Source organism: Lactobacillus helsingborgensis (genome assembly GCF_000970855.1).
Classification (GTDB): Bacteria; Bacillota; Bacilli; order Lactobacillales; family Lactobacillaceae; genus Lactobacillus; species Lactobacillus helsingborgensis.
The window spans coordinates 25,821-48,456 of record NZ_KQ034055.1 but is presented as its reverse complement, the minus strand read 5'-3'; the positions used below and the strand labels follow the sequence as shown (position 1 = coordinate 48,456).

Below are 22,636 nucleotides of genomic sequence, written 5' to 3'. Positions count from 1 at the left end.
ACTGGACCCAAAAACTTAGACAAAAAGTTAATATCATTTCTTTAAGGCTTGTGCTCGATGTTCTTTCGAGATCGGGCCTTTTGGTCTTTCTTTAATACTTTCTTCGTTTTAGTAGCGAATGCATTTTGTGAATGCTTTAGTTAGTTTTTGCAGATTATGGCACTTATATTCTTGACCGTAAAACATTTCCATTTTAAGCAAGCCAAAGAAGTTTTCTATTAAGCTGTTGTCCATTGAATTTTCCTTGCATGACACGCTTTGAGTAATGCCATGTAATTGAGTAGAAAACAATCTCCTCAGCTCAGCCATCTAGAATCGGTGACAGGTAACAAATAAAGCTTTTGCCCCTTAAGATAAAATTTAGTAATATCGGCGTACCACTTCATATTTGGTCTTAAAGCAAGAAGGCTGGGTTTAATTAAAATGGGTGTAATCTTGCCCACTGTATCGCGATAACTAGAATATTTATGTCGATTTCATTTATTAGCTTTTAAACCCAGTTTATTCATAATCCTTCTGACCACTTTAATTTAGCTTGCTAGCCTTCTTTAATCTGTTGCAGAGCAATCCGTCGGTAGCCATAACGTTTTTGATGATAGTCATAAACTTCTTTAATTCCAGCGGTTAATTTGGGTTGCTTATTTTGTTTAACAAGTGAGAAATAGCATAATAGTAGATGCTGCGGGCAAATAAGGGTAAGTCTTAAAAATATAATCTAAGCTGACTTTAAAGATGCACCTTAGCTTAGTATTCGTCTAAATTATTTCTTGGGTGTTTTATGCTCCAAGGCATTTATTTTTTTTGTAGGCATTGACGATACACAATTGCAAGCTCTCTTCTTCTAGATGCTGAATCTTCTGTTGCAGTTGCTGTCGCAATAGTTCCTTTTTTCTTGTTTATGAGCAGTTCGTCCTTTGGGTTTGATAATGATATCGTACCCGTTTTCTTTGTATTCGCGTAGCCAATAGTTTAACATACCGTAGATTCTCAAGCTCAAATATAGTGATACTTGAATAATAGATTTAGCGCCAAATAGTGCATGCTTAATTGCATTTTCCTTGAATTCTTAGGTATAAGTTTGGTGAGAACAATCTAAAATAACTGGGCCGTTACGATCAATTAGTTTAATTTTATAATTTAAAGCTGTAGGATTTAGATTTTCTCTTCTAGCAATAGTTAGTACCGAAATACCCTTAATTTTCCAATCTTGTTAAAGTTCAATTTTTTCGGTTTAGATAGTTTAGTCATAAAAAACCAAAAGTTTGTCCAACTTTTGGGGCTCAGTACATTAAGTTCCTTCTTCATATCATATCGTTTAACAACATAAAATATTATGATATACTTAAAAGTTTTAACAGTTTTTTTACAAATCTATGGTGAACAGAAAGTATTTTTATTAAAGAATATAAAAATGTACCCTCTTAGCTTTTTTAGCTTTTAGTACACGGTTCCGATTTTTAATCAGTATCTTGTATTTTAGTTTAGTTAGATTTTAGAACTGCTTTTCAAAGACATAAAATATTTTTTGTTAAGATAATTTAGTAGTAATAATAGTTATGGCATTTTAGTCGGTTTTACGGCATTAAGTAATAGAAATAAGATACTATTTTGTCCGATTTAATGCTTCTTTCTGTTTTGTCTGATCTACATGAGTATATAAATCTGTTGCTGTAGTTCCTCGTTGCCCTAATTGTTGAGAAACTAGAACCTTATCTTTAGTTTGCTCGTATAATTCTGAAGCTAAAGTATGTCTTAGTTTATGTGGCGTAAGCCTTTTTCCAAATGCAGCAGAATATTTACTTACAAAGGATTCTATAGCATTTGAAGTAATTCTTTTTGCTTTATCTTTGTAACGGACTAGAAATAGAGCCTTATTATCAGCTGCTGGAGAATATATTACCTTTCTTGACTTATAATAGTTTGAAACATAGGGTATAACCCATTCCGATATTGGAACAGCGTCTTTCTGACCACCTTTTCGGGTTACTTTTATCATTGCGTTTTTTAAATCTAAATCGCTTGTATCCGTATTAGCAGCTTCTTGAACTCGAATTCCTGTTCCTAACATCAAAGCAATTATTGCAATGTCTCTTTTCTTATTTTTAATAAAATGACCTTTAACATAATTATTTACGTGGTTTTCATACTCGTTTTCTAAGAAGTTAAGAAAATCGTGTTTTTCCTTTCCACGATACATATGTGAACGTAGTTCATGCGCGCGGAAATTCAATGTCTTAGATGCAGGAAGTGCCTCTATTTTGGCCATAGGGTTTCGATAAAAATAAGGTTCTCCTTTGTTATTATCAGCAATGACAGTTAAATAGTGAAACAATGAACGTAATGCAACTATAGACCTGTTCACCGTAGTAGGGGAATTAAATTTTCCTTGTTTATTCCTACTATTACGTAAAAAATCTATATATAGTTTAATATCGTCTCTTTTAAGATGTTCAAGCGTTGTAAGCTCAACATTTTTGTTTGCCGATGCCGAACTAATTCCTTCTTGTCTTAGCCAAGTAAAAAAACGTCTAATTTCAGTTAAATACTGATATTTAGTAGTTATTGATAGATTTTTTTCTAGATAAAATTCTTGAACATAAAAGGGAAGTTGTCTCAATTCTACATTTATTAATTTGACATAATGAGCTCTATCCATTGAATCAAAACCTCTTTGCATAAGAACTTACTTCTAATTATACAATATTTTAGCATTATTTAAAAAGTGGGAAGAAAAAGTTACACTCAAAAAACATAAACCAAAGCCTAGCAGTAATTTTAAACTAAAATTACTGCTAGGCTAGCGATTTTGCAACAGCAACCTATTTTCGAAATCTAATACCAATTGTGAACCATCCAAAATTGTTTGGCATTTTGCCATGAACCATATCTCGCTTTTACATATGTATCAGCTGTTCTTTCCTGATTTGCAGCTGAATAGTCACCTTGTAATTTATCTGGCGTCAACTGATAACGGCCGTAGGCGCCTGATGATGGATTGCGTGCTGTGTAACTACCGCCAGACTCTCGTTGAGCGATCCATTCTTTAGCTTCTTTTTCATTACTTAAAAAAATACTCTTTGTTTCTTTATTAATGTTTATTGAAGTTGAATCATTCACATTAGCAGTCTGACTACTATCATAATTACTTCTTGAAGAGTCGTATTTTTGTTGTATCGAATTTGGAACACTTTTGCCAGAATGTGGACGTACTTTCAATTCATCATTAACATGAATTAAATTTCCACCATTCTCAAGCTTATTATCATTAACTATTTGCTGAACAGAAGAGTCGTATTTTTGAGCTATGTCCCAAGTTGTATCTCCGTACTTAACTCTAACTAGTTTGACTTTTTTTTTCTTATTCTTGTTAAAATTAGTTTTTTCATAAGTTTTATTTAGATTTGATTTTTGAGTAGTAGCAATTGCGGTATCATGACTTTGAGTTTCGCCAACCATAAGCATTGCTGAACCTCCTAAAAAAAGAAGAGTTCTGCCCTTTTTACTAAACTTTATTTCCATACTTGTTTACCTTTCTCAAAAAAAGTGTTCCATTAATGTTATAAATAATACTTTATCGTAAATTTAAAAAATTATTGGTAATACTCCATCTTTATGAAAATGAATGTTTCCTAAAAATTTAACGTAGAAAAATCAGTTAACTCAACTTTTAGGACTCACTTAAACTTGAAGAAAATCTAAGAAGGTGGTAAACAGCATAGAAATGCCTTATCATGCTTACTTAAGACTTATTAGTTAATTTTTTAGCTAAACTATTAGTAGTGCTATTTATGACCACTATAGATTACCATGCAGTAATAAAAAGCATAAATCTATTCAGTAGTTATACTTGCAACAAAAAACTTTATCTTTACAATGTTTTATAGTATCATGTAAGCAGGTTTACCGTTTACTTCTTAAGATAAGGCGGTTTACCAAGAGGAGGTTTGTTGCCATGCAAAAGCAAGGTTATGTCATGAAAGTAAGCCAGAAAGGGCAAATTACTTTGCCAGCAGAGCTAAGAAAGAAGGAAGATTGGAATCCAGGTACTTTATTGACTATTGAAAAGGATCAAAAACATAGTAACTTCAAGATCTCAAAAAAAGTAAATCTTTATGATACTGATTTTGGTAACTATGATTTTCAATCTGAACTAGTAAATAATCCTGAGCTTTCGGAAGTTAAATCAGTAGGAAATGAAGGTTGGGGATTTGAATAAAATAAGGTGAGTTCTTTTATAAATGAGTAAAGAATTTGATTTTCCAAGTCAAGGAGACGTAATAATCATAGATGCTGAACCACACGCTGGTAGAGAATACGGAGGACATGATCCACAAAAAAATAATATTAGAAGGTATATGGTAGTAATCAGTAACTCTTCATATAACAAAAAGACAGGTATGATTGTGGCCATGCCGATTTCTACTGTATCTAGGCTAAAAAATGATAAAAGATTTTATCCTATTTTGATCCCAGACAAACAAAACGGAATAAAGGGCTTTGTTTGCTTGTGGCAAATTCAAAATTTTGATTTTGTTCACCGACATGGAAAAGTTGTAAATTGCGTTAAAAGGGAATATTTAGAAACTTTGATCAATTTCGCGAATGCAATTATAGAATTAGATCAATAATTAAATTTACCCAAATTATTTCTATAAGTCAGTTATTGATATTAAACTTCAATGAATCTAAAAGCATTGAAGTTTTTTTATACTATTTTTATGCTGAGATCGCAATTCTAAGGCCAAGTTCAACTTGAGTTATAGATAATTATTAATTTAAATTGTTTAAATGCTAATTTGCGTTTTTGCTCTTAATTTACTTTTCTTCGAATCTTACTAGTGTTATTTTGTAAAAATAACACTAGCTGATTAAGTGAAAAAAGCTATTATATCAGTACTTTTATAAGTTAGCAAAAACAACTAGTGCTATAATATAGATATTTATAAAAATAACACTATTAGGATTTTAGAAAGAAAGAGTAACTTATGAAGCAGATAGTTAAGCCAATTAAAGACTCGAATGTATTAGAACAAGTAAAAGATTGTCTTCTTCATAAATTTGACACAGGCAGAAGAAATTACACTATTTTTCAGGTAGGTAAGGCAACTTTACTTAGAGTGAGCGATGTTCTTAGGCTTAAAAAAGAAGATGTTTTCGATCATCATGGTCGTGTTAAGAGAAATGCGTATACTATTGATAAAAAAACTCAGAAAAGGAATATCTTATATCTACGTCCAATTGAACGAGATTTAGAAGATTATTATGATTGGCTTGAGAAATACGAATCTGAACATCCTAAGCAAACTATTTTCACGAGTGAGTGGTTATTTCCTTCAATGACGCATCCTAACAAGCACATCGATGAACGTAGATTCTACATGATAATGCATAAAGTTGGTGAAATACTACAAATTGATTACCTTGGCACACACACCATGAGAAAAACTGGTGCTTATCGGGTATATGTACAATCTCATTACAATGTTGCCCTAGTGTCTGAATTATTAAATCATTCATCGGAAAAAGTAACATTTCGATACCTGGGGTTAGACCAAGAAACACGTGAACATATATTAGACACAATTGATTTTGGGTAGTAGCTAAAATTTAAACCAAACGTCTGTAGATTTTTGCATGCAATACTATCTAAATATATATTTGCTCGTATTCCATTCTTGCAATTGAGTATAATTTTCTTTTTTTACTTGTTTTAATATGATATACTTTCTGTGGGAAATCCCACAGAAAAGGAGAAGATATATTATGCAAGTTATCAACAATTACAATGCTCATACAGATAGTAAAAAACGGATTACACTTCGTAAATCTAAATATGACTATTACCACGTAAAAGAATATGACAACGGCTGCTTAGTTCTGGAGCCTAGAGAATTAGTTAAACCAAAAAATATTTCCGATAAAGCATTAAAAGTAATGGATGAATCTGTTGCTAATTTAAAAAAAGGAAGAGTGTCTGCACCAGTAGACTTATCGGACTTTTAAATGCGGTTTAACATTATAATGGGAGTGCCATACATGGATGAGTTATGGCAAAAGTTACAGACATCTTATCGTAGTAAATCAATTAGTAAAGCTGACGCAAACTTATATAAAAAATGGGGTAAAGCTTTAAAATTTTTATCCGAAAATCCAAAACATCCTGGTCTTCATACACATGAAATTTCATCACTAACAAATAGATATGGAATGAAAGTGTGGCAGTCTTATTTAGAAAATAAGACTAGCAATGCAAGAAGGATGTTTTGGGTTTACGCACCTAATGTAGGAGATATAACCATTATTGGATTAGATCCACATCCTGAAAACAACAAAAATGGCGCCTATGATAGAATTGATTTATCTAAAATACCTAAATAGACCATTTAAAATTCAAAACAATTTGGACTAATTTAATTCTTCGTAATAAAGCACTAAACAGATAATGCATATTTATTCAGAATAATTTCTTTCCGCATAAGTTTTTCTAAACTTAGACTTATTAATAAATTATCAAACAAAAAGGTGGATACTACATAAAAGTATCCACTTTTTTGTTATTACAGTTCGATTTTTTTAAAAATCTTTATACTAAACTTATTCATATTATTTTTCCAAAATTCATTTTGCTAAACTTATATTTAGTTCTATAATTTAGGTTATATTATATGGTTAGTATAAGGTGTTAAAGGGAAAAATGACAAAAAATAAATGGCGTATCCCTACTATTTCAACTGATATGTATGCTGAAGAATTTGCAAATTTACTTAGGGACGAAAGTAATAAGACTTTTTTCTTACAAGGTAAGTGGGGGAGTGGAAAGACAGAATATTTAAAAAACGTAGAAAAAAAAGCAAAAGACAATTTAAATTTTATTTATTTAGAATTATGGAAGCCAAACTTTAACGAAAACTTGAGTAAGCAACTTTTTGATGCAACCCATCCAAAATTGGCTAAGAGAGCTACAATAGTAGGTCATACATTGGTTGCCTTGACAATAGTTTGCAGTCTTATTTTAGCTATAAAAGGAGTTATTTCCATAAATTTACCCAATTATGCATTTACAATCACAACTATAATAGCAACTGTAGTAATTAATTTATTCAGTCTCACAAAGAACAAAGTGATAAATGTAGATAAAATCCTTATGTCATCAAGCATAAAAATGTTGAAAGGAAACCCCAAAATCTGTCCTAACGTCCTAATTATTGACGATTTTGATCGTTTAAGTCAAAAAACGCAAGGGGAACTTTATAGACTTTTCAATGCTATTCAACAAGGTAGGAGCTCATGTCGAATTATTTTTGTGGGTAATTTGAACAATATAAAGGACAATAAAAATAATTTTTTAGACAAGATTATTGACCAAGTGATTGCCCTACCGTTTGTTTTAAATCCTCAAAGTTTTAGTAATAGACTTGTAGAAATAATTTCAAGTAATTTAAATGAAGATTTGAGCAGAGTTGAAATAGGAAAGTTATTCATATACGAACACAGGACTCTACGTGAAGCTAATCATTTTCTATCGTATGTTGAAGACGAATTTTGTAGACAAAAGAAAAAAGGAAGAGTACAAACCGACCAAGAACTACTTATTATCTATCTTTATCTCTTTCATAAAGATAGATACCAAAAACTTTATGAAGATTGGCAAAAAGAAAAAAATAAAAAAGAATTAAGTACTATTGCTTACTGTATGGACTCTAATAATCTAACTAAAACTGCTACTAAGCAGGATGATGAAGATGAATTAGAACAATATATTAATAAAATCCTTGCTGATACTGTGAAATATCCACCAGAGTTTCAAAGACATCAAGTTGCTTATTTTTTAAACGAAAAATCTTATATTCCAACTGTCAACAATCTAATTATTTCCATACAAAATGATGAAATAATTAAGCCACTAGCATATTCTAAAGATAGTGATCAAGCTTTATATCAAGAGATTTTTGAATTTTTAAGCTCTGTAAACTTGGAAGATTATATTGCGGAAATAATTCCTCAGCTAGCAAAGGCAGCAATTTTTGCAATGCATTCTGAGCCACGTCATGAGCCTAATTCACTAGTTATGAAAATACTTGAGAACTGTGAAATAAGAATTGAAAATTCATTACCGGAATCTTCTTATGATAAAAGGGATTCAAAACCTATTAAGGATATTCTTTCCGAAATGCATACAATAATTTCTAATATTACAAAAAATTTGGATATCGAAATGTCCCTAACAGAGCAATTTTATATTTACAGATCCTGCTTATTAAATTTTCGTTCTCCCGAATCTGATTATAGTGTCACTCGTATTTTTAATAGTAAAAATAATCGCTTAATCAGTAAGTATGCACTTACAAAGTATTTCTCTAAAAAAGCAGATGAAATAGAAAATCAAAAAGATTTTGGTAAAAAGCTATATGATGCTGAGGCTTTACTTGTCCAATTATGTTTTTTTAAACCGACATCTTCAAATATTTTAGATGTATCATACTACAGTTTGAAGATTCCACCAATAAAAACAAAGGTTGCAAAAATAGAACAACTTGCAGATTTTGAATATGTGGCTTTTTGGGATTGCTATCTTGGACTTGGAACAAGAGCAAAAGGTGAAAGAATTCTCAATTTTGAATACAAAAATGAGATATATGGTGATTATGTATATGACCGATATAAAAAAATTAAACAAGCTGTTTGCAACTTGATCCAATCGAATAAAAGTTCAGAACTTGTTGATTTATTTGATTCAAAAGAATGGTTCCATTTCATCTTAAGAATTGCTGCCATTACCCATCAATATGATTTACAAAATATTTCTTCACAGCAAACAATATTTATACATATAAATCAGTTGCTAAGTTCGTATAAAAGCACTAAAGCTGAAGCTATAATTAAACACAGAAAAAATTCAATAAGTAATGAAAGACTAAAAGAAATTATGCAAAAATTACTGGTCAATGTGGCTAATGATCCTTATTGGACAAAAAAGATTAAATAAAATCTAAGCCACTATATTTTTTAAAAATTCTTTGAAAAAAGGTTTTACTTTGGTTAGAAGTAAAGGAGCAAATTAAATGAAAGATACCGAATGGAAAATCAAGGAGATTGATACATCTGATTGGGCAAAAAAGTTTGCCGATTTATTAGTAAATAACGGTAATAAAACTTATTTTTTACAGGGCAAATGGGGTAGTGGAAAAACTAGATATTTGCAAAAAACAGAAACTTTATCAAAGGATACACTAAAATTTATTTATTTAAGTTTATGGCATCCTAAAAATGAAAAAAGCTTAGCAAAACAAGTATTTTCTAAGGTCAATCCTATATTAAATTTCTTCAAAGGGCTTTTCACTTCTGCACTAGTCGGTTGGATGATATTTGGTAGCGCTTGGCTAACAGGTATAGGTATTTTTAATTATGTTAATTTTGACGCATGGTTTTTATTAGTTACTGTAATTACTGTAATTGTGACTACTTTGTTTAACTTATCTAAGAACAAATTAATAAATGTTGATACTATTCTAATGAATTTGAGCCTTTTTAAATTACGTTGGCCATTTTACAGAAAAAGTAGAGTTTTGATAATCGATGATTTTGATCGGTTAGATGAAGTTACACAAAAAGAACTCTATAAGCTTTTTAATGCTATCCATGAAGAAGGTCTAAAATACCCTCAAAAGATTATTAAGTGGTACGATAAAAAACCAAAAAAATTATTTAGACCGATAATTTTTCTATGTAAAAAAATTGTTGAATTTAGTGAAAATAGGAAAGCAAGAATAGTATTCGTAGGGGATTGGAAAAACATAGTCAAAGTAAAACATAATTATTTAGAAAAAATAATTGATCAAACAGTATCGCTACCAATCATATTAAAGCCTGAATTTTTTGGAGAGGAAATAATGCTAATTATTTCTGAAAACTTAAAAGAAGAAATAGATGATATGGAAATTTTCAAGCTCTTCGAACTTGAAAACCTTACGTTACGTCAAGCAAATCATTTTTTATCTTATGTAAAAAATGAATTCTTTAGACAAGAAAAGATAGGTAGAGTACAAGTAAATCAACAACTTTTTATCATTTACTTATTTTTATTCCATAGAAATATGTATGAGATTTTAATTAATAATTGGCAAAAGATTCAGGAAAAGAAAAGTATAGAAACTTTAAAAGCATTTGAAATATCAAGTAATGATGATCAAGCCCAAAAAGAAATAAAGCAATATGTTAACAATATTTTTAAAGAAGATAGTGATAACATATCATTTCCTGAACCTTTTGTAAGTTTACCTGTAAATTATTTTATTAATGATTTAACTTATACTCATTCAGTTAGAGAATTAAATAAAATTATTAATAACTCGAAAGAAATTCGTCAACTGGCTTTTGGCCATGATACTGATAAAGCAAGTCTTATTGATGAGCTTTCATTATATTCTGTTTCAATAAACAATGAAAGTTATTCGAATAAGTTATTGATAGCTGCTATTTCTGCAATGTATGCTGAGCCACGGCATAAGCCCAACTTGCTGATCAAAAAAATATTTCTTAATTACGAAATTAAACTTGAAAAAACCGAGTTTAACACAAATCCTATGAAATCACCGTTAGAGCGAAATAAGATCGTTTTTTCTAAAATGAGTAAAGCAATAACTGAAATGGCTAAAAAACCAAATAACGAAGCCTTATTAACAGAACTACTTTATATTTACAGAGCCTGTTTACCAATTTATGGAACTGTTACGCACAGTTTTAACAATGCCGATAGATCTATTTCAGATATACAGCTTAACAATATTAATAGATACTCACTTACTAGGTACTATTCTAAAAGAGCATATGAAATAGAAAATCAAAAAAATTTTGGTAAAAAGCTATATGATGCAGAAGCTTTGCTCGTTCAATTATGTTTTAAATCACCAAGTCCAGATATTTCAGACGAAGCATATGACAACCTAAACATCCAACCAATAGAAAAAAAGGTTGAAAAAATAGAGCAACTTGCAGATTTTGAATATGTGGCTTTTTGGGATTGCTATCTTGGACTTGGAACAAGAGCAAAAGGTGAAAGAATTCTCAATTTTGAATACAAAAATAAAATATATGGTGATTATGTATATAACAGATATAAAGAAATTAAACAAACTGCTTGTAACTTACTTAAGTCAAATAAAGGTTCTGAACTTGAAAAAATGCTTAATTCTCGTGAATGGTTCGCCTTTTTCTTAAGAATTGCCGCTATTACACATCAATACAATGTGCGAAATAATTTTTCCCAAAAGGTGATATTAAATAAGTTAGCTCAATTATTGGATTCATATAAGTTGATGCACTTACAAGATTTATTAAGTCAAGTTCAAAATGATCCCGACTGGATATCATTCATAAAAAAAATATTGTGAAAATATATAGAAGATAAAGCTATAGTCTAATTTCCTAGTAACAATAGTTTTTATACCACTTTGTAATTAATAAAAAGTAAGCAAAATTCTAATAGGTAAGTCTCAAACTCTTTTATTAAAATTAGTGTTTTAATAAAAGAGTTTGAGATTTGAGATTTTGAACTTAAGTTTCAGTTTATTTGATATGAAAGTTTGTTGATCTAATAAATTTACCAATTATAGACCTTAATTATTTATTTGTTTGCCTACAAAGACAAATTAATTAGCTTTATAGCCAGTAAAACATGCAAAAAAAGAAGTCATAAATCAGTAAATATCATTCACTGGGACTTATAGACCAGTATCTGTCTCTTCTGTATAGGTAAAAAATTAATTTAAAATAAACTTAGGCCTAAAAGCAATTCACTACTCTTTTGATTTAGATAATTATTTTCCTTATATATAAAAAACTCTTTAATTAAAGTTTTTACTTTAATTAAAGAGTCATCTTATTACTTGAATTTTATATTATTTCTTAACTTCTATACCAGTTTAATTTTTTTCTACATTTTGTAAACTCAACTTTTGCCCTTACTCATATAACTCTTTCTGCTTAGATAAAAAAGTAGCACTTAATTTAGTGCTACTTTCCTTTATATGATTAACTATTTACTATTTACAACAATTTTTCTCATTACAAAATACAGACCTAATAGTACAATCACTTGAACTATTCCCAGAGTTATACTTACGGTAGTTAAAGCCGTAAAGTTCTTGAATATCAAGTAATATATGATCGGTGGTACAGCAATAATTACAATTGCTGCTGGAACAAATATTTTACTTATTACATGTCCCCCATATTCCATACCTGCAAATAATATAGCTAATAGAAAAATAATCCATAACATCTTATTAACCTCACCTATAATTACAAAACACCAATGGTATAATTTCCTACCCATTGATTAATATCCATGTAAAGATAATTGTGAGGATGAGTGTTGTTCATGTAATTTAAATCACTTTCAATTTTTGCATAATATGCAGAAAATAAGCCTAGTGAAAGAACACCACCAACTACTTGCATAGTTTCAAGGTCATGATCCATTTCATAAACTGCTGCATTACTTCTAAAGTAGTAACGTGTGCCCCATGCAAAGCTCTTCCATGTATAATGCCTATTAGAGCTTCTTAATAACGGAGTAGAAGTATAAGATAGATCTTTACCTATTACAGCATTACTCAGTTTTACATTTGAATTAGATTCACTAACCTTATCCTGTAATGCTTGATATTGCTGTGGGTTCAATACATTTTTAATAGATGGGTCCAAAACATATTGGTTATCTTTTACACTAATATATTTTTTAGCTACATCTACAGTTTCTGGAGATAAATTTGCGGTGGTTCCAAGTTCTCCATTAACTTGATTTTGAACAGTACTCTTACTTGGTTGTGAAGTTTCTACTGTGTCAGCAAAGGTCTGGCTTACATTTGAAATAGCAAATGGAGCAACCATACTTACTGCAGTAACAACTTCAGTTAAAATATTAATTGACTTTTTCATTTTGTTTACCTCATATATTTTTCAGCCCTTTTGATTTAAAGAACCCAAACTTTTCTATTAAAAAATAAATTAGAAAATATATTTTTGTTTTTCTAGGAATTAATCCAGTGCGCACATTTGATTTATTCCTAGCATTAGGATATCATTAGTTTACAATTAATTGTGTGCAATTTTTGCACATTATTTTAAGACTTTTCTTTTTACAAAAGAGTGAAACTATGAGTAATTTTGGAAAAACTATACATAATATGAGATTAGCTCAAAAAATATCTCAACAAGAATTAGCAAAAGATTTATTTGACCGTAGTGAAATTTCTAAGATTGAAAATGCTGAACTTTCCACTACTTATGAAAATGAAATCAAATTAATTAAACGTCTTGGATTAACGCCGAATGAGTTTGAATATATTTGTAATGGCTATCATATTAGTACTAAGAGTCAATTATTACATCGTTTTTTAAACCTTGCTGGCAGCATTGATAAAAATAAAATCAATAATTTATTAAATGACTGTCTGCTAGTGAAAAACGATAACGATATTAAAAATATTTCAATTATTCTTAGATCCTTATTGATGGTGGATAAGCCTAACGGCCTTAATAAAGCTCGAGAACTCGTTCAACCGATTTGGTTTAGTTCACTTAGAAATGTCAAAGTTCTTACAGCCACTGACATTACAATTTTGAACTCAATCTTATTTGCGTTTGATTATCAAACAGCAAAGGAGATTATTTCAAAAATTATTTCAGATATAAATCAATACTACCCATTTTTGAGGTCATTAAAAGCCGATACACTTATTAATCAAGCAATTATGGAAATAACAAAGCATAAATTTAAATTGGCTATAACTACCCTAACTAGCTTAAAGCCACTTCTTAAAGATTTGAAACAATACGATAAGTTGCTTGTAGTTAATGCTAGATTGGCAATTTGTCAAAATAATAGGAAAGAAGCACTAGACCAAATTAACTTACTACATAAGATTGGTGCAGATGCATTAGCTAAAAGTTTAAGCCGAGAGATAAAAGACTCTTTATAATTAGCTTTAAAACATTAATTATTGTCCATATTTCTAACTTGAATAAACATGTAATTTTTTGCTTTTTATCATTTCAACATTTACAAAGCTAAATTTAATAGCTTTTATTTTTTTGTTTCATTATAAACATGCTGAATCAAATCATTCGCAAAATCTTTGTTAACAGGTACTTTCAAATTTGCTGCATGTTTAACTAACTTTTTTGTGGCAGAAGCTTTTTTTTCTGCTCCTGTTTTGTTTTTGCTAGATTCATCCTTAACTATTTCTTTAGCAATAATATACCAAACTTTTAATTTATCAGCCAAATTTCTGTTATGAATTTGGATATAAGGATAAATTCCTACAAATAAAAAAGCCAATACAACTATTAATATGCCTATTATATCTAGTAGATTTTTGAAATTAATCATTTTTCCATCTTCCTTCTTCTTCGTTACCATGAGACATTTTTAATTCTCTTATTTCATTTTTTAATAGGTCTATTTCATCTTCATCTTCTTGATATTTTTGGTGATAGAATTTTATATCACCATATAAGCGTTCCCTCTCCTTTTCGTAACTTTCCAGTTTAGTTTTAACATGCCATTGGTATAAACCAATAAACATTGATATAAGTATTCCAAAAGCAGTAGAAGTTAACAATATAATTATATTGTTTGTCATATTTCTCACTTCCCCTTCTTCTAAACAAAAAGCCTATTGGTAGAAGAACCAAGAGGCTTACGTTTTAAACTTCGAATCTATCATTATCATCTTAGTTTGAGCAATTACCTCCTTTTTTGGTTTTTATAATTTCCACAAATATTTAAATAATAAATCTATACTAATGGATAATATAGCACTAAATTCCGCAAAAAGCAAACGTACGTTTGCTTTTTATATAAAATTATGCTATATTGGTATTGGAAAGATATGTTAATATTAATGTTTTTTATGTTAAAGGACGTGATATTTATGAGTAAAGCACTAATTATACCTAAATATAAAATAAGTAAGTCTTTATATAGTAAGTTGTTAACAGATAAAACTACTCCTACAAATTATATCGAGTACGATTCGAGTATTGTTTTAAAGCATCTATCAGGTTTAAATAAGGCTGGTAACTTTAATATTGAAAAGTCTGACATACTTTCTTCACGTATTACAATCACACCAGACTATGGCTCTTTTGTTTTGATGGTAATTGACAAATGTGGCACTGCTTATTTCGTTTCTTACGATTTAAATAATATAGCATCACTTATTGATGATAATGAGGATGATGTTCTTAACCTTGAAAATGTAGATTATTTTAGTAAATTTATGATTAAAAACTTTAGTAGTTTAGTTGGCTCTTTCCAAGGTTTTGGAATTGATAATAGATTTAATATATATATCGCTAGCGAATATCCTCCAACCGTAAGTAATTATTTTTCGCATGACCGTAAAATTATCAAAATAGCTTGGAACAGCACGGATCCTTCTGAATGGAGAATCTTAGATATGCTAGATGACACTATTTTGGATCATGAGCACTGCACAACTGAATTTAAAAGTATCCAAGTAATTAGTGAAGATCATATTTTTTTAACTGTTTCTTATTACAGCCTCAAAATTGACAAGCACTTTATTAGATCAATCGTACCAGTTTGTAACCGGGTCTTTGAAGTCAGATGGTGCTCTGATCCAGACATTATCTAACTGTGATATCTTATGATTAACTAGCTTGATACTTTAGATAAAATCTTTTACTCTTAATTTTACTCAAATAAAAGCGTTATAATTAGTTTGGTTAGTGCCTTAAAGAAAGAAGTAAAAGTTATATGTATAAAAAACTTTTTCGCTACTTACTAGTTGCTATCTTAAGCGCGTCTGTAAGTTTGATATTAAACCAACATGTTAATACTGTAGACGCCAAAAGTATTGTTAAGACTATAATGCATAATGCTCAAGCTTGCGACTTATACGGTGATAAAGTCAAAGGAAAATATACGGCTTATACTCAAGTTACGGTGGACGACGATCCAATTTCTTTTAGATTTAAACCGTTTGCACCAGGTTACGAAATTAGCGGTAAAAATAAATATATCAAGGCCAGCAACATAGATGGCGTTAAACGTAAAATCAAACATAATTCCTTTGTTTACGCTACGAGTTCACGTAGAGCCGATTCTCGCTTACTTAAAAAAGGTAAGACGATTACAACTTATGGCAATTCCTTCAAATTTAAGAACGGTCTAAGATATTACCGTATTGGTGGACCTAAAAAACAATACGTCAAAGCTGCTAACTTGGGTAAAATTATTGGCTCTAATACAGAAGAAACAACTGTGACAGTAACTGCAAAAAAAGGTGCTGATATTACTGATTATGCTTATATTGATAGTGACGATGAAGACATTGTAAAGAGAGTCAAGAAAGGAACCAAATTCAAAGTTGATTATGCTCAATATTCTTCCATGGATATAGACGATCCTGATGGATATGAATATCATATTAAAGGTACAGACTTTTGGATATGGTACCGCGATGTCAAAGCGGATAAGAAAATACCAATACATGATTATAAATTTGAACATTATACTTATATTATGTTTTATAAAGATACTGATGTTTATAATGCTGACGGTACAAAGCAAGATCATCATGGGCAAAAAATTATCAAACAAGGAGGTTTTATAAAAGTAAACAAATTGCTTTATATATGGGTGCAAAATGATAACAAAGTAGAGCTGTTTTATCATTTAGCAGGTCATCAATTTTATGCTACAGATTTGCCAAACGGAAGCAGTGGATCTGATGTAATAAATGTAGGTCAAGGTTATGTTAAGAAAAAAGATGTCAAATTTATTGATGGCCTAAAATTAAGTCCAAGTAATACTCCTGAAGAAGCAATTAAAAATTTTCATAAAAAATAAAAATTAGTGAAGTTATGTAAAAGTGAAATGAGGCTCGGAAGTTGTCTAACTTTCGGGTCTCATTTTTTAATAAATAAGTATTTTCACACTTTTATATTTCCCCAAATTTAGATTTGCTTTTAACCCAGAAAAATGATATATTCACATATAGGAACACGTGTTCGTATATTTTAGAAGGAGATATTTAAAATGGTAGAATTTAAGTTTAAGTCATATGCAACGCACATAAATAAAATTAAAAAGTTTGAACTAGATATAAAACATCATTCTGTTGTACAGAAAGGTAATATTGGTACATCTTTTATCTATGCTCTTCAATTGAGAGGTCAAAGTAAAAACATTTATATTTTACGAGGCAAACGGCCAAAATCAAATGAAGAAGGAACAAACTTTAAAATACCAATGAATGAATCCTCACCTTTATTAATTCTTAAAAGTAAGGCTGGAGGACATTCAGAGACATGGGAATATTCTGGTATTACAAATAAATGGTTTGTTGGAACAAAGAGTAGTAAAGGTTCAAGTAAATGGGATACTCAAATAGCTAGAATTGATATCAAAAATTCCAAGCCTGTATATAGTTCTAATGCTCAGCTTACACGATTAGGATATTTAAACAGAGCAGGAAATGAAAAAGATAGATTTGCTGGCAAATATATGCATCGAGTTGAAATTGCCCTTTCACCTGATTATAAAAAGTTTTTAATTGCCAGTGTAGAGAAAAATGGTACTGGACATTTTGCAATTTATCCTACTCATTGTATTAACGAGGAACTTGATAAAAAAGAAGGTGAACATGGTCTTATTAATATAGGTGATTTGACGGATAAATTAAAAGATCCAGATAAAAGTGAGATAGAAAGTTTTACTGTCAAACCCTTTTTAAACATGTATAAGAAGGGTAAAGACAAAAAAACTAAGCAACCTATCGATGTAATACGCTATCAAGGAAATATTGAGTCTGTTCAGGGATACGATTTAGACAATGACGGTAACATTTATATTACCAGTCAAAAATCCCCATTTTACGATAAAGTTAAAAAGAAATTTACAACATATCACAAACAAATTATAAAAATTCCTTCAAGAAGTGAAAATGGGGAAAAATTATCAGAAGAAGAAAGAGCTGATATGTCTAATTGGTTTGCAGTCAACCTAAGTAAATGGAAAAAAATCGACATCGCCGGTAAGCATAGTGAAGTTGAAGGTATTCAAATAATTGATGAAGATCATGCTTATGTAACTGTTGCTTACCATGCTTTAGTAAAAGGTAAAAACACGACAGTATTAAACGTGATTTACGAATTAAACTGGGATTGGGTCCCCGTAGAAAGTGTGACAAATTAAATATAAATAAAATAGAATAATCTATCTATATTGAGAAGTGCATTGCTCACAATGCACTTCTTTTTTATCTCATTACACTCTGGTTCAAGCTTTCTAATTCAAATTAAAAGTAAAATTTGCCTTTTGTTTATTATTTAATAACTTAACTATTGTGTACAGACCTCGCTGTAACTGGCGCGTCTTAGAAATAAGACGCGCTCCTTTGTTTTTTTATAAATTGAGTGTAACTTTTTCTTCTTTTAAAATTAACCAAAGACTTAAATCTCGTTTACTTTGAATTCAACCAAAGATCCTGTATTTTCCTTTGGTCTACAGTGTTATAACTTAGGTTTTTCAGTCTAAATACCGGCGTACTATTGACATCTAGTCTCTTTAATTGCCTTTTAGTTAAATTATTGACATTAATTATGTATACATACTTTTTGTCTAAAGCATGTTTTATCATTAGCCTAGGTAAAGTTTTTTTACACCGAATACAATCTTTACGGTAAATGATTGCTAATTTATTCGAATTAGAACTAATTTTATTAAAAGTAGTATTTTGCTCCCAAATTACATATCTTGTATAAGGCAAAAAAATATATCTAGTTCCTATTACAAGCAATGCTATTTCAATAAAATGGTGCATATTTTTTACTTTTCTAAAGATTTTTACATTATTTTTAAATTTCATATTCTGCATTTAATATCTTTGGATTATTTTCTTTAAACTTTAATCCCTCTATTTGCCTGCCAATATCTGTTAAAACCCCAATAACAATTAATAAACTTGAGCCACTTAAACCGGTTCTTAGGTTTGGTGAAATACTATTTGATAATATTATTGGAATTACAGAAATTGTTGTTAAAAAAATTGATCCTGGCAAGTCTAAATCATATAAGAGATTACGAATATAGATAGCTGTGGGTTCCCCAGGCCACACACCTGGTATATAAGCTCCTTGACGAGAAAGATTGTCTGCTAGAATATTTGGGTCAACTTGAATCAGAGAATAAAGATAAGTAAAAAATATTATTAAAATAATATATAAAACAATGCCAGTAGTTGTACTTAAAGAAAAAATATTATTGACTACTCTAAACCAATTATTTTTTTGGTCATTCTGAAAAAACATTAAAAATGTTTGCGGAATCATTAAAATACTGTTGCTAAAAATAACCGGGACAACCGACGGCACAATTATTTTCAATGGTAAGTAACTGTAGGGAGAAGTTTGACTTATCCTTCTGGTGTACTGTATAGGAACTCTATATTCAGATCGATTAAACCAAGTAATAAAAACAACCAAACTAATTAATAAGAAACACACAAAAAAAATCTTGTCCCAGCTTGTGCCAGCTGTATCAGACACATTTAATATGAATGATTTAACGCTTTTCGGCAATTGCTTGACAATACCTGCTGCAATAATTACTGATATCCCATTTCCTAATCCATATTGTGTAATTTGATCCCCTAGCCACATTGCAATAAATGTGCCAGCCGTTAACAAGAAACCAATTACTAAGTAGTTCCACCAACTATTTATTAAAACAAAACCATAGTTGGTTAAAGTATTAATCCCGGAAATTATGCCAACAGATTGCACTAAGCCTAAAATAACTGTAAAACTTCTTACTAGTTGGCCTAATTTTCTTCTTCCTATTTCTCCTTGTTTACTCCAATCAGTAAACGTTGACACTACGTTTGACTGTAAAAGCTGGACTATAATTTGTGATGATACATAAGAACTGACCCCCATTGACATTAGTGAAAAGTTTTGAAAACCACCTCCAGATAACAAACTAATCATGGTAAGAGTTGCATTATTGCTTAGTAGAACTAGCTGTCTAGGATTTACGCCAGGAATTGTCACATATGTTAAAAGATCGTATATAATTAACACAAATATGGTAATCGCAAATCTCCTTATCAAATTTTGGCGACTTTCTTTTTTTGGAGTAACCATCTCTTATTGAACACTTTCTCTTATTTCAGCCGTTAAGAAAAACTCGCTAACGTCTTTTTCTATGTTATTAACCATTTGCTGATACAAAGTATGAGCCATTTTTTGATATTCAACTAATGGATTATATTGGCCATATCCACGTAGAGTCACTGCTTCACGCAATTGCTCTATTTCATAAATATGACTTTTCCAATTGTAGTCAAATTGTCTTAACATTATTATTCGCTCAAAATCATTTAAGCTTCTCTCATCAACTAATAATGATTTTTTATCATTAACTTCTTTTTTGACTTGTGAAAAAATATATTCTCTCAACTCTTTTTTACTAAATGTTTTAAGTCTGCTTAAACTTATTCGATGGAACCTCTTGTTTTTTTCAATTTTTTCTTTAAGATTGCGCTTAATTTTTTCGCCCCGTTTATCTGCTAATTTGAATTCTTCAAGGGTCCCCTCAGGATCAAGGTCTAAATTTAAGCTTTCTCTTACGTATGTAACTAGGCCTCTATAATTAGCATGTTCAAAATCTAGGTAGAATTTATCAACTACTCTTATTATTGTTCTAGCTAGCATTCCTATAATGAAAGAAGTCAGATCGCCTTTGTAGTCAATAATTTTCTGACGTTCGTTATAAAAATCTTTTCTTTGCTCATTCAATACATCATCGTATCTTAATGTTTCTTTACGCTGATCAAAATTATTTCCTTCAACTCGTTTCTGAGCCTCTTCTATTGTTCTATCAATTATCCTATTACTTTTTATTGACTGCATTTCTGTATTATTGCTAATGCATTTTTTTTTGATTTTTTCTGCTTGTTTTCCACCAAATCTAGTTACCACCTCATCTTCTAACGACATATAGAAAACAGTAATTCCTGGATTGCCTTGTCTTGCTGCTCTTCCTCTCAGCTGCTCATCAATTCTTCTTGACTCATGTTTTTCGGTTCCCAAGACAAATAACCCTCCGAGTTGTTCTACCCCAGGTCCCAATTTAATATCTGTACCTCTACCAGCCATATTAGTAGCTATAGTCACAGCGCCAAGCTGTCCAGCCATTGCTATAACCTCGGCTTCTTTTTCATTATTTTTAGCATTAAGCATTGTATGTGGAATGTTTTTACTAGATAACAAATTTGAAATCAACTCTGAATGTTCAACTGATGCCGTTCCTACTAGAATTGGTTGACCGCTTGCGTGTACCTTTTCTATTTTTTTAACCACAGCTCTAAACTTTGATTTTTCGGTTGGATAAAGCTCATCATTCATATCTTTTCTAATATTTGGTCTATTTGTTGGTATAGAAATTACTTGCATCCCAAATGTTTCATAAAATTCCTGGCTTTCAGTTGCAGCAGTCCCTGTCATTCCAGCTAATTTTTTATATAATTTAAAATAATTCTGATAAGTTATTGTTGCTTCTGTTTTATTAGCATCATTGATTGTTAAATTTTCTTTCGCTTCTAGTGCCTGATGGAGTCCATCGGAAAACCGCCTACCTTCCATTACGCGACCAGTGAATGTATCTACAATTAATACTTGACCATCTTTAACGATATAGTCCTTATCTTTATCCATTGTATAATTAGCTTTCATAGCTACATCAAGATAGTGAGCTAATACATAAGAATCTTTACCGTAGACATTTTTTAATCCTAAAGCATTATTTGCTTTTAAAATACCTGAACGCTTTAGAGTGACAGTCTTAGTTTCTCGATCAATTTCATAATCTTCTTTTGTCATTCGTTTGGCCAACTCGTCAGCCTGTTTATACATAGTTTTATAGCTTTTTGCATCACCAGCTATGATTAACGGTGTCCTTGCTTCGTCTATTAAGATTGAATCTATTTCATCAACAATTACATAATTTAAATGTCTTTGGACTTGATTGGCTTTAAATAGAGCCATATTGTCTCTCAAATAATCAAAAGCCAAAGCATCATTAGTAGAATATGTTATGTCACAGTTATAGGCTTTCTGCTTTAATTCAATTGACATATCATTTCCATTTTGCCCAACAGTTAATCCCATAAAAGTGAAAACTGAACTCATTTCTTCAAAGTCTCTTTTTGATAAATAATCGTTCACAGTTACTACGTGAACTCCCTTTCCAGCAAGTGCATTTAAATAAGTAGGCATAGTCTCAGTTATCGTCTTGCCTTCTCCAGTTTTCATTTCTGCTAGGTTTCCCTGATGAAGAACTATACCTCCCATTAACTGCACAGGGTAAGGATAAATACCTAAGACGCGCTTATCAGCTTCTCTTATAGCTGCAAAGGCTTCAGGTAATAATTGATCAAGACTTGTTCCGTTAGCATAAAGTGTTTTAAACCTATCCGTTTCTGTTTGTAATTGATTATCACTCAGTTGCGAGTACTGGCCAGATAATATTTCGATTTTTTCAACTAATTTCTGCAGTTTCTTTATCTTTGACCTATTATTTTCTATTAATGCTCGTAAACTCATT

Annotated in this window: 19 protein-coding genes and 1 pseudogene; 11 read left to right on the top strand and 9 right to left on the bottom strand. The window is 30.3% G+C overall.

The features are described 5' to 3' along the window. Positions 1–33: 33 nt before the first annotated feature. The 3 genes and pseudogenes from JF73_RS09985 to JF73_RS08910 all read right to left on the bottom strand — a co-directional run. Positions 34–276 (bottom strand): annotated as a pseudogene (locus tag JF73_RS09985) (IS3 family transposase); the annotation flags it as partial. A gap of 1,327 nt (positions 277–1,603) precedes the next feature. Next, positions 1,604–2,656: a tyrosine recombinase XerS gene (gene xerS / locus JF73_RS08915; RefSeq protein ID WP_046325829.1), complete on the bottom strand. Its 1,053-nt coding sequence runs from the start codon at positions 2,654–2,656 to the stop codon at positions 1,604–1,606. Between the two features lie 176 nt (positions 2,657–2,832). Further along, on the bottom strand, positions 2,833–3,462 hold the full coding sequence (locus JF73_RS08910; RefSeq protein WP_179853393.1) for a LysM peptidoglycan-binding domain-containing protein: 630 nt from the start codon (positions 3,460–3,462) through the stop codon (positions 2,833–2,835). A gap of 490 nt (positions 3,463–3,952) precedes the next feature. Between JF73_RS08910 and JF73_RS08905 the strand changes: the two genes are divergently transcribed. The 7 genes from JF73_RS08905 to JF73_RS08875 all read left to right on the top strand — a co-directional run bounded on the left by JF73_RS08905 (position 3,953) and on the right by JF73_RS08875 (position 11,390). After that, a complete protein-coding gene (locus JF73_RS08905) occupies positions 3,953–4,216 on the top strand; it encodes an AbrB/MazE/SpoVT family DNA-binding domain-containing protein (protein WP_046325828.1) in 264 nt (87 codons plus the stop codon). Positions 4,217–4,238: 22 nt separating this feature from the next. After that, positions 4,239–4,628 carry a type II toxin-antitoxin system PemK/MazF family toxin gene (locus JF73_RS08900; RefSeq protein ID WP_046325827.1) on the top strand — a complete coding sequence of 130 codons (390 nt, stop codon included), beginning with the start codon at positions 4,239–4,241 and terminating at the stop codon, positions 4,626–4,628. A 357-nt stretch (positions 4,629–4,985) separates the two neighbouring features. Continuing rightward, positions 4,986–5,597: a tyrosine-type recombinase/integrase gene (locus JF73_RS08895; protein WP_046325826.1), complete on the top strand. Its 612-nt coding sequence runs from the start codon at positions 4,986–4,988 to the stop codon at positions 5,595–5,597. A 166-nt stretch (positions 5,598–5,763) separates the two neighbouring features. Further along, positions 5,764–6,003, top strand: a complete 240-nt coding sequence (locus JF73_RS08890) for a hypothetical protein (RefSeq protein WP_046325825.1) — start codon at positions 5,764–5,766, stop codon at positions 6,001–6,003. After that, entirely contained in the window at positions 6,004–6,378 is a 375-nt protein-coding gene (locus tag JF73_RS08885; protein WP_046325824.1) for a hypothetical protein, read from the top strand. Positions 6,379–6,694: 316 nt separating this feature from the next. Further along, positions 6,695–8,986: a P-loop NTPase fold protein gene (locus JF73_RS08880; RefSeq protein ID WP_046325823.1), complete on the top strand. Its 2,292-nt coding sequence runs from the start codon at positions 6,695–6,697 to the stop codon at positions 8,984–8,986. A gap of 76 nt (positions 8,987–9,062) precedes the next feature. Then, complete coding sequence (locus tag JF73_RS08875; RefSeq protein WP_046325822.1) at positions 9,063–11,390, top strand: P-loop NTPase fold protein; 2,328 nt, start codon at positions 9,063–9,065, stop codon at positions 11,388–11,390. A gap of 644 nt (positions 11,391–12,034) precedes the next feature. Here the strand turns inward: JF73_RS08875 and JF73_RS08870 are convergent. Together JF73_RS08870 and JF73_RS08865 are read right to left on the bottom strand one after the other, a co-directional pair. After that, on the bottom strand, positions 12,035–12,280 hold the full coding sequence (locus JF73_RS08870; protein WP_046325821.1) for a hypothetical protein: 246 nt from the start codon (positions 12,278–12,280) through the stop codon (positions 12,035–12,037). A 20-nt stretch (positions 12,281–12,300) separates the two neighbouring features. Continuing rightward, entirely contained in the window at positions 12,301–12,939 is a 639-nt protein-coding gene (locus JF73_RS08865; protein WP_052724688.1) for a hypothetical protein, read from the bottom strand. A gap of 218 nt (positions 12,940–13,157) precedes the next feature. Here JF73_RS08865 and JF73_RS08860 point away from each other — a divergent pair, with 218 nt between their 5' ends. Continuing rightward, positions 13,158–13,982 carry a helix-turn-helix domain-containing protein gene (locus tag JF73_RS08860; protein ID WP_046325820.1) on the top strand — a complete coding sequence of 275 codons (825 nt, stop codon included), beginning with the start codon at positions 13,158–13,160 and terminating at the stop codon, positions 13,980–13,982. Positions 13,983–14,086: 104 nt separating this feature from the next. Here JF73_RS08860 and JF73_RS08855 read toward each other — a convergent pair whose 3' ends face one another. Next, positions 14,087–14,392, bottom strand: coding sequence for a phage holin, LLH family (locus tag JF73_RS08855; protein WP_046325819.1), 306 nt, complete (start codon positions 14,390–14,392; stop codon positions 14,087–14,089). Then, on the bottom strand, positions 14,385–14,645 hold the full coding sequence (locus tag JF73_RS08850) for a hypothetical protein (protein ID WP_046325818.1): 261 nt from the start codon (positions 14,643–14,645) through the stop codon (positions 14,385–14,387). Before JF73_RS08850 ends, JF73_RS08855 begins: the two co-directional genes overlap by 8 nt. 291 nt (positions 14,646–14,936) lie before the next feature. Here JF73_RS08850 and JF73_RS08845 point away from each other — a divergent pair, with 291 nt between their 5' ends. The 3 genes from JF73_RS08845 (at position 14,937) to JF73_RS08835 (ending at position 18,226) form a co-directional block, all read left to right on the top strand. Further along, positions 14,937–15,662, top strand: a complete 726-nt coding sequence (locus JF73_RS08845) for a helveticin J family class III bacteriocin (protein ID WP_046325817.1) — start codon at positions 14,937–14,939, stop codon at positions 15,660–15,662. A 122-nt stretch (positions 15,663–15,784) separates the two neighbouring features. Continuing rightward, on the top strand, positions 15,785–16,879 hold the full coding sequence (locus JF73_RS08840; RefSeq protein ID WP_046325816.1) for an SLAP domain-containing protein: 1,095 nt from the start codon (positions 15,785–15,787) through the stop codon (positions 16,877–16,879). A gap of 189 nt (positions 16,880–17,068) precedes the next feature. Then, on the top strand, positions 17,069–18,226 hold the full coding sequence (locus JF73_RS08835) for a helveticin J family class III bacteriocin (protein WP_046325815.1): 1,158 nt from the start codon (positions 17,069–17,071) through the stop codon (positions 18,224–18,226). Between the two features lie 662 nt (positions 18,227–18,888). On the opposite strand, the gene secY is transcribed toward JF73_RS08835, so the two are convergent. Continuing rightward, on the bottom strand, positions 18,889–20,175 hold the full coding sequence (gene secY, locus JF73_RS08825; RefSeq protein WP_046325814.1) for a preprotein translocase subunit SecY: 1,287 nt from the start codon (positions 20,173–20,175) through the stop codon (positions 18,889–18,891). A 3-nt stretch (positions 20,176–20,178) separates the two neighbouring features. Beyond that, positions 20,179–22,635 (bottom strand): preprotein translocase subunit SecA, encoded by a 2,457-nt coding sequence (gene secA / locus JF73_RS08820; protein WP_046325813.1) that lies wholly within the window; start codon positions 22,633–22,635, stop codon positions 20,179–20,181. Position 22,636: the final 1 nt, after the last annotated feature.

Excerpts from the sequence above, each read along its gene's own strand:
- xerS (WP_046325829.1), bottom strand. The coding sequence starts at position 2,656 with ATGGATAGAGCTCATTATGTCAAATTAATAAATGTAGAATTGAGACAA.
- JF73_RS08910 (WP_179853393.1), bottom strand. The coding sequence starts at position 3,462 with ATGCTTATGGTTGGCGAAACTCAAAGTCATGATACCGCAATTGCTACT.
- JF73_RS08905 (WP_046325828.1), top strand. The coding sequence starts at position 3,953 with ATGCAAAAGCAAGGTTATGTCATGAAAGTAAGCCAGAAAGGGCAAATT.
- JF73_RS08900 (WP_046325827.1), top strand. The coding sequence starts at position 4,239 with ATGAGTAAAGAATTTGATTTTCCAAGTCAAGGAGACGTAATAATCATA.
- JF73_RS08895 (WP_046325826.1), top strand. The coding sequence starts at position 4,986 with ATGAAGCAGATAGTTAAGCCAATTAAAGACTCGAATGTATTAGAACAA.
- JF73_RS08890 (WP_046325825.1), top strand. The coding sequence starts at position 5,764 with ATGCAAGTTATCAACAATTACAATGCTCATACAGATAGTAAAAAACGG.
- JF73_RS08885 (WP_046325824.1), top strand. The coding sequence starts at position 6,004 with ATGCGGTTTAACATTATAATGGGAGTGCCATACATGGATGAGTTATGG.
- JF73_RS08880 (WP_046325823.1), top strand. The coding sequence starts at position 6,695 with ATGACAAAAAATAAATGGCGTATCCCTACTATTTCAACTGATATGTAT.
- JF73_RS08875 (WP_046325822.1), top strand. The coding sequence starts at position 9,063 with ATGAAAGATACCGAATGGAAAATCAAGGAGATTGATACATCTGATTGG.
- JF73_RS08870 (WP_046325821.1), bottom strand. The coding sequence starts at position 12,280 with ATGTTATGGATTATTTTTCTATTAGCTATATTATTTGCAGGTATGGAA.
- JF73_RS08865 (WP_052724688.1), bottom strand. The coding sequence starts at position 12,939 with ATGAAAAAGTCAATTAATATTTTAACTGAAGTTGTTACTGCAGTAAGT.
- JF73_RS08860 (WP_046325820.1), top strand. The coding sequence starts at position 13,158 with ATGAGTAATTTTGGAAAAACTATACATAATATGAGATTAGCTCAAAAA.
- JF73_RS08855 (WP_046325819.1), bottom strand. The coding sequence starts at position 14,392 with ATGATTAATTTCAAAAATCTACTAGATATAATAGGCATATTAATAGTT.
- JF73_RS08850 (WP_046325818.1), bottom strand. The coding sequence starts at position 14,645 with ATGACAAACAATATAATTATATTGTTAACTTCTACTGCTTTTGGAATA.
- JF73_RS08845 (WP_046325817.1), top strand. The coding sequence starts at position 14,937 with ATGAGTAAAGCACTAATTATACCTAAATATAAAATAAGTAAGTCTTTA.
- JF73_RS08840 (WP_046325816.1), top strand. The coding sequence starts at position 15,785 with ATGTATAAAAAACTTTTTCGCTACTTACTAGTTGCTATCTTAAGCGCG.
- JF73_RS08835 (WP_046325815.1), top strand. The coding sequence starts at position 17,069 with ATGGTAGAATTTAAGTTTAAGTCATATGCAACGCACATAAATAAAATT.
- secY (WP_046325814.1), bottom strand. The coding sequence starts at position 20,175 with ATGGTTACTCCAAAAAAAGAAAGTCGCCAAAATTTGATAAGGAGATTT.
- secA (WP_046325813.1), bottom strand. The coding sequence starts at position 22,635 with ATGAGTTTACGAGCATTAATAGAAAATAATAGGTCAAAGATAAAGAAA.